This window comes from Methanocaldococcus sp. (assembly GCF_024490875.1).
In the GTDB taxonomy this organism is placed as follows: domain Archaea; phylum AGJL01; class Methanococci; order Methanococcales; family Methanocaldococcaceae; genus Methanocaldococcus.
On sequence record NZ_JACCLX010000016.1, the window covers coordinates 1 to 12,497 of the forward strand.

A 12,497-nucleotide genomic window follows, 5' to 3' on the forward strand; every position below is an offset into this window, starting at 1 on the left:
TCCCTCGCTAAAAATTGTTATTTTTTTATTTAGAGGCTTTTAATTTATTATTTTTTAATTTTAAGGAATTTTATCAAATTTCGAAGGGTCTTTTATTTTGATTAATTTGAATATTTGACTTTATTAAATTATTAAGATTTTTAGGAGATTTTATTTAATTGTTTTTATCTTAAATTTTCCCTGATAAATAAATTAATATTAAAAATTTCAAGGGATTTTAAGCAAATAATTAAGAATAGAAAAATTTATATATAAGTTCGGAGGTATATAAATAACAGGGGTAATTGACCCTCCGAAATATAACCCATATATAAAGAAGTATAATAAAGTAATTTTAGAAAATTATCTCTTCAAATTGTGCTCTGTTTAAAATCACATCCCAAAGGAGATGGAAATTAAATATATCTATTGCATTTATATCTATCTCCAATATAAGTTTAAAATCACATCCCAAAGGAGATGGAAATTCTTTTTTCTTAAATACCCGTATAATACCCTCATTACCCGTCTAAAATCAGGCCCCAAAGGGGAAAGGCAAAAAGAGGCATTGCTTCTTTTAAGAAGCAATGCATCCCGGGTATTCCAATAGGGCGGAGCCCTATAGGTATATAATCAGGCCCCAAAGAGGATGGAAATATAAATTTTTTAATAACATAAAATATTTATAAGTTTTTATATTTGCATAGTTTTTAAGAGTAATAACGAACCTCGGGAAAATCTCAATCTGGATATTATAAAATAAGAAAAATAACAAAAAAATATTATAGCAATATGAAAAATTTTAAAATCATAATATTATTATAATAAAAAACAAAATTTTTTTATGATTTGATATTATCAAATCCCGAGAGTAAATATTATACAAATATGAAAATTTATAAAAATTATACTACACATTCAAAAAAATTTATTCATTAATTTTTACTTTCCAAGAAGTATCTATGGTTATAATTCCACCTTGATACTCACCATAATCATCATTATAAGATTCTTCAATATTTCCTTCTATATCCAAATAAATTTTTTTAAGTTCATCAATATTTTCTCTCTTAGTTTTCCATAAACCTCTTTGATAAGCCTCCAACAATCTTCTTGAAATTTCTTCTAATGCATATATATTATGTTTTTCAAAAAACTTTCTATTTTTCTCATCTTTTACAAATGTGTTAAATATCTCATCAAATACCCAACTATCTACTTCCTTAGTTGTAGCACTCCAACCATAAACTCTTCCTATTCTTTTAGCAATGTCTCCAGCCCCTTTGTATCCATGCTTTTTCATCCCTTCAATCCACTTTGGATTTAGTAACTTTGTTAAAGTAACTCTCTCAATTTCTTCTTTTAAAGTTCTTATAGCAACATTTTTTGAATTTCTTGTATCTCCATAATACGCCTTAATTTTTTTATTCCTCAAAACTCTTGCAGCGTTAGTTAATCCTCCATGAGTTCCAAAGTAGCAACAACATCCAAGTAAGTTATATTCATCAGTAACAACTTTATTAAATGTTAAATCAACTGTTTTTAATAAACTTTTAAAAATTTCTGTAGATTTTTTACCATACACATTCTTTCCATAGGCATAAGAATTCCAATACACAAATACATCCTTTAAATCTTCATCATTCTCCCAAGCACTTGCATATACAGCATATTTAACTCCATTTCCATATGTTCCAGGAGGAGAGCAGAAAATTCTAAATGTTGCCTCTCTAAAAGATAACTTGTTATTTAATCCTTCAATTACATGTTTTTTTACAAAATTCATATTTATTGGCTCGTCTAACTTAGATACTTTCATTATTGCTTCATCAATAAGTTCTATACAATTTGGAAACATATCTCTTATTATTCCACTAACTCTTATAGTAACATCAATCCTTGGTCTTTTTAATTCATCTAATGGGATTATTTCTAAATCAACAACTTTTCCTCCTTTATAAATGGGTTTAACTCCTAATAAATGTAATATCATTCCCATACATTCTCCATCTGCCCACATTATGTCAGAAGCCATCCAATATAAAGCAATATTTTCAGGATATTTTCCTTCATCCTCTAAATATCTTTCAATTAATTTTTCAGCCAACAAAATCCCAACTTTATAGGCAGATTTTGTAGGAACTCTATATGGATCCAATGTGTAAAAATTCCTTCCTGTTGGTAGTATATCATAGTTACCTCTTGAAATTAATCCAGAAGCTCCAGGCTCTATATATCTTGCGTCAATTCCTCTTAGTAAGGATTTTATTTCATCAGTTTTCTCAATTCTTTCATTTATTTCTTTAATTATTCCCTCCAATTTTTTATTTTCAATACTTTTTCCATTTAACACATTTTCAATTTTTTTCTTTAAATCTTTCTCTTTATATTCATATTCCAATATATTTTTTATGAATTCCACTCTTCTATCTCCTTCAGGTAGTTCTCCAAAGATGTGCATTCCATCATTGCATTTTGAGTTCTTTATCATTTCTAAAGTATCTCTTATTTCATCAAACAATTCTTTAAAGTTTTCATGAATTTTTCCTTCTTTTTCTATTTTTTTAATTTTTTCTTTTATTTTTACTAAGTTAGTTTTTTTCACTTCTTCAATAATTAAATGTTCTAATTGATGTTTTCTTGAAGTATCCATTTCCTTTAAATATTCCTCTATGTAGCTGTTTAAAGTTTCTAACTCTTCACTAAATGCGTCTACCATAACTGTTTGTAAATGATCTACAATAGTAGCATAACTTCTTCTTTTTGCTATAGATCCTTCTGGTGGATTATCTGAATTATAAATATAAAGGTGAGGAATATCCCCTATACAGATATCAGGGAAACATTCATTGGATAAACCTACATTTTTCCCAGGGAGAAATTCTAATGTTCCATGAGTTCCTACGTGTATTATAATATCTCCAATGTCATTAAAGTATTTATATGTGGCAATATATTGGTGAGTTAGTGGGCAATATGGGTCGTGCAAAATTTTACAAACTCTACCATCACATCTTGCCCCTGCACAGCCTCTTTTTGGTTGGACACAAACATAAATGTTTCCAAACTTTAAGCCAGTTATAACTATCTTGTTTTTACCATCCACTTTGTATATCATTCCCGCTGGAATATCTTTTCCATTTAAATCTCCCCAAGTTTCTAAAATCTTGTTTTTCACATTTTTAGGGAGTTTATTAAAGTCTTCATAATATTCTTCTTCATCCATTAAATATAAGTATCCTCCTTTTGAGATAATTTCCTCAACAGTAGTCCATCTAAACTCTGAAATTGCCTTCTTTTGTAAGATTAATTTAGATAAATCCTCTCCACTTTCAGGGATATTTTCTACATTATATCCTTCTTCTTTTAATTTTTTCATTATATTCACAACACTTTGAAGACTGTCCAAATGAGCCGCACTTCCTATTGTTGCCTCTACGGAGGCACAGGCATTGTTATGTAAAACAAATATAACTTTTCGATCTTTTTTAGGTTTATATTTCAATTTAATCCATCTTTTTATTCTCTTAACAACTTTTTCTATTCTTTCTTCAATTCCAAATTTTTTTTCAAAACCATTTTCATTTTCTGTAGTTCCAATTATAATTGGTTCTATAACCCCTTCAAATTCTGGTAATGCAATAGTCCAACCAATATCTGCAGATAATCCTTGACTGTCATTTTTCCAATCCTCATAGCTTTTATAGTAACTCATTATTGGATGAAATACTGGAATATCTAATTTTTTAAGTATATCAACCCCAGAGATTTTATTTAAATTTCCTCCATCTTTTACAGTTCCCAATGGAAATGATAATAAGTTAATTAACGCATCTATTAATGGTTTATCATCCTTAAAGAAGTATTTTAAAATGCTCTCTCCCCCACCTAAGGCATTTAACTCTTCACACTTAGCCCCATAAGAAAATACTGGAATTACATTAAATTCCTCCTCTAATTTATTTAAAAGTTTGTTAATTACATCCATATCGTCATTAACTAAGTAATGCCTTGAAAATAAAACTCCTACTGTATATTTTTTATCAAAATTAACATCATCTAAAAATTCATCTAATTCTTCATAGATTTTTCCTTTATAGTAAATTCCTTGGAATGGTTTCTTTATAACCTCTTTATCTTCGCCCATTAAATACAAAATCATGTTTTTAAAATTATCAATTCCTCCATAAGTTGTAAATAGATAACACTTAGCAGATTTTTCAGAATTCCAAAAACTTGGGTCTTGTGAAACAATTATAATGTTTTCATTTAATTTCTTTATTTTCTCTAGATCAATATCATCTGATGATGTTTTATATATAAAAACTAAATCAGAGTTTTTAACATCTTCTAAAAATTTATTATCGATTGGATTTCTATTAGAATATATTTTATATTCAATATTATAACCTTCTTTTTTTAACTCATCCAATGCCTTTTTTAATATTGAGCAATAAGATCCCCACATATAAAATAGAATTTTCATAATACCACCATAATAATAAAAGTTTATAATTACTACTAAGTATTAATTTTTTATAGATTTTATTACTATTTATAATTTATCATTAAAAATCATGATAGATTTCATAAAAATAAAAATTTAAAAAACAGATGCTCCTTCATTGTTTGGTTTTGTTAAAATAACCTTTCCATACTTATTTAATTTCTCTTTTACTCTATTCAGATTTTCATCTTCAACTATAGCTATATAACTCGGCCCAGTTCCTGATAATCCAGATGTTAATGCCCCTGCTTCTAAGGCGTCTATTGCTATTTTTGTAGGAAAGTTTAACGCAGATGCATATAAAATTCCATTTAAAAACAAAGCATTAAAGTAATTTCCACTCATAGCCTCTTTAAAGGCTATTTCAACATAATCTTTAATTAGTTTCATCCTATTGACATTCACATTCTTTTCAAAGTTTGGAATTAAAACTACAACATTTAAATCTTCTGGCATCTTATCTCTTTTTAATATCTCTCTCTTTAAATTGTCAGTTATAGTTATTCCTCCATAGTATGAGGCAGTAGCATCATCATAAGCCCCAGTAACAGTTAATTTTTCATCGAAACTTGATTTTATTCCTAAGTTTATTATTAACTCATCATCAATTTTTTCTCCCAAAGCGTCAAATGTTGCTAAGACAACAGCGTTAGATGTGGCTGAACTACTACTCAAACCTGATTTTATTGGGATTTCTGTCTTTGTTTCTACATAAGCAGAGTAGTTTAAACCAAAATAGTCCAATGTATTTTTTACACATCTTATTATTAAATTTGGCTTAATATTGGGATTATCTAATACTTTTCCTTCAATTTTATTTTTACCATCGTCTATTAACTTAACTCTTGCATAAACCTTTAAATTTAAACCAAAGGCTGAACCTTTGCCCGTTGCTATTGCATTTATTATTGTCCCTGACGCTAATGCATAAGCATTTCCTTCCATAAATTTCTCCTCAGTTGTTGCTCCAATTCCATAAGCCAATTTTATTTATCTTTGCCTCTCTCTCAATTTTTAAAAATTCTTTTTCTAATTCAAACTTACTTATATAAACTCTCGCATAGCCGTATTTTAAAAGTTCTTCATTAAAGTTAATATAATTACTACCATTTTTTATAAAAATATATGCCAAGTATCTTCCATACTTATCCTTTTTTGGAGCCTCATTATCAAAAACTACAATAACAGTTTTATTATCTAACATTTTCTTTGCAAAATCTGTTGCTTTATAGCCCCAAATTTTTAAGTATGTTGTATTAGATATAGGAGTTCCATTCAATAAAAAATATTCATATGGATTATTCTTTTTATGTGTCTCTGGTGTATCAACTCCCAATAATCTTATTTTATACAATCTTCCATTGGACTCTACATATATAGTATCTCCATCAACTACTTTAACAACCTTTCTATAAAAATGTTCATGACTATTTATAAAATCCTCATTACTATTATAACCATTATGATGATGACTGAAACATCCAGAAACTATAACAAAAAATATTAAAAATGGGATTATAATAAAATATAGTTTGAATTTCATAATATTCACCAATTAATTTATAGTTTATTTTTTATTTCCAAAAAGAGTGTTAATTATTGCATTTTTCATAACTTCAATATTTGGCTCAATTCCTGTCCATATTTTAAATGCAACAACTCCTTGATAAATTAACATTCCTAAACCGTTTATTGTTTTAGCCCCAACTTTCTTAGCCTCTTTTAATAGAGTTGTCTCTAATGGATTATAAATTAAATCCATAACTACCATATCTGGCTTTATCTGATCAGCTTTAATTATTGGTTCAACATCAACATTTGGATACATCCCCACTGGAGTGGCGTTAATTATAATATCAACATCACTAAAATCATTATTTAAACTACTAAATTTAACTTCCTCACCAAATTTTTTATTTAGTTTCTCAGCAATCTCTTTTGCCAATTTTTCTGCCTTTTCTACAGTTCTATTTGCAATTATTATATTATTATCTTTTGCTAATTCAAATGCCACAGCCCTTGCCGCTCCTCCTGCTCCTAATATTAATATTGTCTTATCTTTAACTTTACCAATTTCTTCCTCTAAAGATAATCTTGCTCCAATGCCATCAGTATTATATCCAATTGCCTTATCATTCTCTATTTTTATTGTATTAACCGCCCCAATTAACTTAGCACTTTCATCTAATTCATCTAAATATTTAATAATTTCGACCTTATGAGGTATAGTTACATTAAATCCAACAATTCCTAAAGCCTTAGCCCCATCTATTACATACTTTAATTTTTCTGGAAGAACATCAAACGCTAAATATACATAGTTCAATCCTTTATCTTTAAATGCGGCGTTATGCATTATTGGAGAAAAAGAATGTTCTACTGGATGTCCTATTAATCCGACAACTTTGGTTCTTGCATCTATCATAAATATCACTTAATATTTTTGTAAAATAAAAAGAATAATTATAAAAATAAAAATTTTAAAATATCTATTTTTTGATTAATTTAATGACCTCTGCTACTTTTTTACCTAAGTTTCTTGCAGTTTCTAATCCTATTTCATCTTTTTCACAATCTCCCGGGCTTTTTCCTACTCCTGTCCCTCCATAATGTGCTGTTGGGTCATTATCTCCAACGACAATCATTGAGTGAATTAGGAAGAAATTATGGATTTGTTGAATTGTTGTTTCTTGCCCACCATTTCTACTTGCTCCTACTGCTATAGCCCCCCCAACCTTATTTCTCAACTGGAAACCAATTCTTAAAGGTCTTGACCTATCCATTAACATTTTTAATTGAGCAGAAACTCCCCCAAAATAAACTGGTGAGCCGAGAATAATTCCATCAGCCTCTTTCATCTTTTCTAAGATTGGATCAATATCATCAAGTATTTGGCAATATCCTGTCTCTTTACAAATGTTACAACCTAAACATGGATTTAATTCCTTTCCAGCCAATGATATAAACTCTGTTTCAATTCCTTCCTCAGTAATTGCGTTTAAAGATTCTCTAACTAATAAACTTGTATTTCCGTCAGGTCTTGGACTTCCACTAATTCCTATAACTTTCATATTTTCACCTTATATTGTTATTTTTTAGTTTTTTATTTATTATTTATTTTCAATTATCTTTACATAAAATTTTCTTAATCTTGGTCCGTCAAATTCAGCAAAAAATATTCCCTGCCAAGTACCAAGTAATGGTTTTCCATCTTTAATAATAACAGTTTGAGAACATCCAATTAAAGAGCTTTTTATATGAGCGTCAGAATTTCCCTCCAAGTGGGTAAAATTCCAATTTTTAGGAATAAGATAAGAAAGAAAATTTATTATGTCATATTTAACTGACGGATCTGCATTTTCATTTATAATTATTCCAGATGTAGTGTGAGGAGCATATATTACAGCAATTCCATCCTTAACCTTTGATTGAGATATCGCTGAGATTACATAAGAGGTTATATCTACTAACTCTTCCCTTTTAGTTGTTTTTATTTGATACTCAAATAGCATTATTTCACCAAAGTTTATATTATTAAAGATTAGAGTAATTTTTAAATAGTTTTATATCCAAATAACCCACTCATACTACAATTTTAATTTTAAGGTGAGAATAATATGAGTATTAAAAGTAAGTTATCAATTTTATTACTAATCTTATATATTATATTAGGAGCGTTTATTCAATATAATGGAATATCACAATTTAAATCTTTACCTTCTCCAATTTATGGTGGAGATTACTATTATCAGATGGGAGTTATTTGGCATATTAGAGAAGGTGGCAATCCATTAGAAAGTTCATCAATACTTGGTGGGATACCAGGTTATTTACCTGTCTATGGCTATTTATGTGCTAAATTTTGTGATTTGTTTAATTTAGATACAATGAAGGGAATGTTTTATTTTTCAATAGTTATATTTATTGTAAGTAGTGTTATATGGTTTTATTTATTTAGAGTTTTATTTAAAGATGATTGGATTGCATTAATTGGTGTGGTTTTAGCTAATGGTATAAGTTCATATCCTATATTAAAATATACTAACTTTACGCACCAAATTATGCTACCTTTATTTGTTATTGCTTTATATCTTACATATAAAGAAAGAAAGATAATTTATTACGCCTTATTGGGATTGATTTATGGTTTATTAACTCTATCTCATATGGTTGCATTTATTGGAGCAACTTTAATAATATTAATCTTTATTGTTTATGAAATATATAAAAATAGGGATAAAATAATTGATTATTTAAAAGAAAACATAATAAAATGGGGAGTTTTTGGAATAATTGCAGTGCCTATTTTGATGCTTTACTGGTATAAGCCATTATTTATCTACCATCTACACAGACCTTATGATAGGTTACATATGGATATTATAGATTTTGGTAGATTAGATGTGCAAATAATGTTTTTATTTGACATGATTAAAACATATTTATTAAATTTTTCATCTATTGGAAATATTATAAGCACTTTATTAGTTTGGTTAGGAATATATGCATATTATAAATCAGAAAACAGTATAGAGAAAGAATTTATTAAAATATTTGGAATTGGTTCTTTATTTGCTACATTTTGTTATTTTATAACTGAGCCATTATTAAAGATACACTTTGTTCCTACATATATGCATAGATTTTATCTATGGCTGTTAGCTATTCTTATAGGGCTATTTGGATTAAAATATATAAAAGAGCGCTTTAAACTATATGATAATAAAAATATTATTGTATTTGGAGTTTTATTTATTCTATTATTTGCTAATACTACCTTTGCATTTGTTAATTACATAAACAACAATAAATGGGCTAATGTCGGAAAGCAGCCATTACCTGAAATGTATAAATCTTTACAACATTATTTACTAACACATACTAATGTAAATGATGTAATTTTATCAACAAAAGAATTAAGTTTTATGATTCATGCAATTAGTGGAAGAAAGGTAATGGTTATTAGATGGGCACAACTTAATGATCCATATATTGACTTATCTCAAAGAGATGTCGATGCGGCTATAATATTGTATGGAAATAACACAAAGAAAAAATTAGAATTAATAAAAAAGTATCATATAAAATATTTATACTGGGACTATAATTGGATAAGTTCTGAATTTGAATTTGATAGGTATGGTAGGTTAATTGGAATATATGATCCATTAATGGCATTAGATAAGCCGAAATATAGGGAAGAATTAGATAAGTATGGAGTAAAATATATTCCAATAAAATTCTGGCTAGATCCTGCAAATAGAAACAAATATGTAAGAAAGTTTAATGTTTTAATAATATCCCCACAAAATTATTATAACTTTACAAATCCTTGGAAGCCAGATTTAAATAAGTATTTAGTTGAAGTTTGGAACTATACTTATAATGGTAAAAAAATTGCTGTATTGTATAAAATAAATATTTCAAATTAAATTTACATTATCAATTGGGGGCTATCTATGAAAAAAGTTTCAATAGTAATTCCTGCATATAATGAAGAAAAAACAATAAAAAAAATCTTAGAAAAAATTTTAAAAGTTAAGTTACCCTTAGAAAAAGAAATTATAGTAGTAAATGATGGTTCAACGGATAGAACTAAAGAAATAGTTGAAGAATTTATAAAGAATCATCCAAATGAAAACATCAAACTTATAAATAAAAAAAATGAAGGAAAAGGTAGTGCTTTAAAAGTAGGGATAAGACATTCAACTGGTGATATAATAATAATTCAAGATGCTGATTTAGAGTATGATCCAAATGATTACCTTAAATTAATAAAACCAATATTGGAAGGAAAAGCAAAAGTTGTATATGGATCAAGATTGAGAAATCTTAAAAATAAATATTCCCATTTATCGTTTTTAATAGGAGGTTTGATAATAACCTTAATTACAAATATTCTTTATTTTACATTTTTAACTGATGAGCCTACATGTTATAAAGTATTCCACAAAGAATTGAAAGATATCTTAATAAACGCCGAAGGAGATAAATTCGATTGGGAACCAGAAGTTACTGCAAAGATTTTGAGGAAAGGCTATAAAATTTATGAAGTGCCAATAAACTATTATCCAAGAACCTTAAAAGAAGGTAAAAAAATACGATGGAATGATGGAGTTGATGCAATTTTAACACTTTTAAAATGGCGATTTAAAAAATTTTAGAATAATATTATTTCACTTTTAAAATAGTTATATTATTTTTACAGTATATTTTTTCAAAATATGAACTATTTTTAAAGAATTTATAATTTACAGATGAATTTTTTGGAATAAATATATATTCTATGTTATTATCTTTACAAAATTGAACAAATTCTTTATAATTGTAGTTCCAAGTATAGTTAATTATCTCTTTTGCAGTGACATTTTTAAATGTATTTAAATTACCATAACAAAATACACACTTATTATTGGTAAATATTGGAATAAATTGCCCAGCATCTTGACCAAAATTTAAAAATAGTTTATTAGTTATATTATTTTCATTTATAAAATTGAAAACTTTTATTTCTTCATTACCTACTAAATAAAAATTCCAATAAAATTTTGGAGATTTTTGATATGTTACAAATGCATGATATCCTAAAATAATTAAAATAATCCCTACAATTAAATATTTTTTGTAATTATTTAAAAATCTATTACTTAAATAATATAATCCACAACCATAAAACAAAGGCATTAATATTTGGAAATTATAAAACCATCTTGTATAATTATATAAAGCACTGAAAAATGGTATTTTTAATCCAAAGAGGTATCTATTTAATAACCAAAATATCATTAAAATACAGTAAAAAATGAAAAACCCTTTCTTATTTTTTATTAAAAATATACTTCCAAAAATATACAGACCAATATAAATGAGTGAGACCATCAACAAAAGTAATATTGTATAGAATCCATATGGTTTAGATATTAAATCTAAATATAAAGATATAACTGAGGCAGATCCAAAACCACCTAATATTACCACACCTATTATTTTATAAATATAAACAACAGAAATATATTTAGAATTATTTACATGAGAGTAATTAATAATCTCTCTAATAAGTTTTGAATATATAATTACCATAGAGGAAACTATTGAAATTAAAAAATATTTCATGTAATTGATAATATTTTCATAATTTTTATAAATAATTTCCCATAATATCAAAGAAATAAGAAATAACACTAACATTAAAAATGGAAATGAATGTGTAAATATTAAACTAAATACTCCAAAACTAAACAAATGTAAGTAAATATTATCTCCACTATTTCTATAATTCATTAAAAAAGCAATTAATATTAAAAATATACTGTATCCTAGGGTGTTAGGATATATTGCCTTTAACAAAATTCTATAAAATTCATAATTTAATGGAACAAATAATGCAGTATATAAACCTAAACCTTCCTTTAAACTTTCTCCTATGTAATAATGTGCTAATACAAATAAAACTATTGTATAAAACTCTATAAAATATATAGTCTTAGGAATTTCTTTAAAATCTATAGATAAAAAATATACAAAAGAGTGAAATCCAGAAGGATAAGACCAATATCTCTTAAATTCTTCATTTGTGTAGAATATAGTTTTTTCTAACATAATAGCTTTAATTTTATACATGTGAAATTGTGAATCCCACATCTCGCAGGGATATTTTGGTAATACAAAATAACCTATAATTAAAGAAATTAAAATAATAAACAATAATATCCTAAGTTTTAATGAGTTTGTAAAGTTGAATGAAAATATTAAGTTTATATTTTTCTTCCAATATTTTTTATAGTAAAATATACAAGCAATAAATAATGGCAGTATATATAACAGTTTATACATAGGAATTCCTAAAAATGATAAAACATAAGAAACCGATATGATATATAACACTGTAATAAATGGTGTAGTTATTACTTTCTCTTCATCTTTCAATGGATTTAGTAAATATATTAATAACAATATTAATATAAATAATAGTATTTCCATTCTCTTTCACCTAGCAATACTTGGTGAGTTA

Annotated in this window: 9 protein-coding genes; 2 read left to right on the forward strand and 7 right to left on the reverse strand. The window is 26.5% G+C overall.

Translation table 11 applies throughout. From position 1 onward, the window contains the following. Positions 1-907: 907 nt before the first annotated feature. The 6 genes from cobN to HZY31_RS02860 all read right to left on the reverse strand — a co-directional run bounded on the left by cobN (position 908) and on the right by HZY31_RS02860 (position 7,998). Entirely contained in the window at positions 908-4,465 is a 3,558-nt protein-coding gene (gene cobN / locus HZY31_RS02835) for a cobaltochelatase subunit CobN (protein WP_297317958.1), read from the reverse strand. A gap of 117 nt (positions 4,466-4,582) precedes the next feature. Beyond that, positions 4,583-5,431, reverse strand: coding sequence for a shikimate kinase (locus HZY31_RS02840; protein ID WP_297318084.1), 849 nt, complete (start codon positions 5,429-5,431; stop codon positions 4,583-4,585). Positions 5,432-5,441: 10 nt separating this feature from the next. Beyond that, positions 5,442-6,029, reverse strand: coding sequence for a calcium-activated nuclease EcnA (ecnA, locus tag HZY31_RS02845; RefSeq protein WP_297317959.1), 588 nt, complete (start codon positions 6,027-6,029; stop codon positions 5,442-5,444). 24 nt (positions 6,030-6,053) lie between these two features. After that, complete coding sequence (aroE, locus tag HZY31_RS02850) at positions 6,054-6,911, reverse strand: shikimate dehydrogenase (protein WP_297317960.1); 858 nt, start codon at positions 6,909-6,911, stop codon at positions 6,054-6,056. A gap of 64 nt (positions 6,912-6,975) precedes the next feature. Further along, positions 6,976-7,557 carry a flavodoxin family protein gene (locus tag HZY31_RS02855; protein WP_297317961.1) on the reverse strand — a complete coding sequence of 194 codons (582 nt, stop codon included), beginning with the start codon at positions 7,555-7,557 and terminating at the stop codon, positions 6,976-6,978. 39 nt (positions 7,558-7,596) lie between these two features. Further along, on the reverse strand, positions 7,597-7,998 hold the full coding sequence (locus HZY31_RS02860) for a secondary thiamine-phosphate synthase enzyme YjbQ (protein WP_297317962.1): 402 nt from the start codon (positions 7,996-7,998) through the stop codon (positions 7,597-7,599). 105 nt (positions 7,999-8,103) lie between these two features. Here HZY31_RS02860 and HZY31_RS02865 point away from each other — a divergent pair, with 105 nt between their 5' ends. Further along, complete coding sequence (locus tag HZY31_RS02865; protein ID WP_297317963.1) at positions 8,104-9,918, forward strand: glycosyltransferase family protein; 1,815 nt, start codon at positions 8,104-8,106, stop codon at positions 9,916-9,918. 27 nt (positions 9,919-9,945) lie between these two features. After that, positions 9,946-10,650, forward strand: a complete 705-nt coding sequence (locus HZY31_RS02870) for a glycosyltransferase family 2 protein (RefSeq protein WP_297317964.1) — start codon at positions 9,946-9,948, stop codon at positions 10,648-10,650. 7 nt (positions 10,651-10,657) lie between these two features. Here the strand turns inward: HZY31_RS02870 and HZY31_RS02875 are convergent, their stop codons facing one another. Continuing rightward, positions 10,658-12,466, reverse strand: coding sequence for a hypothetical protein (locus HZY31_RS02875; RefSeq protein WP_297317965.1), 1,809 nt, complete (start codon positions 12,464-12,466; stop codon positions 10,658-10,660). Positions 12,467-12,497: the final 31 nt, after the last annotated feature.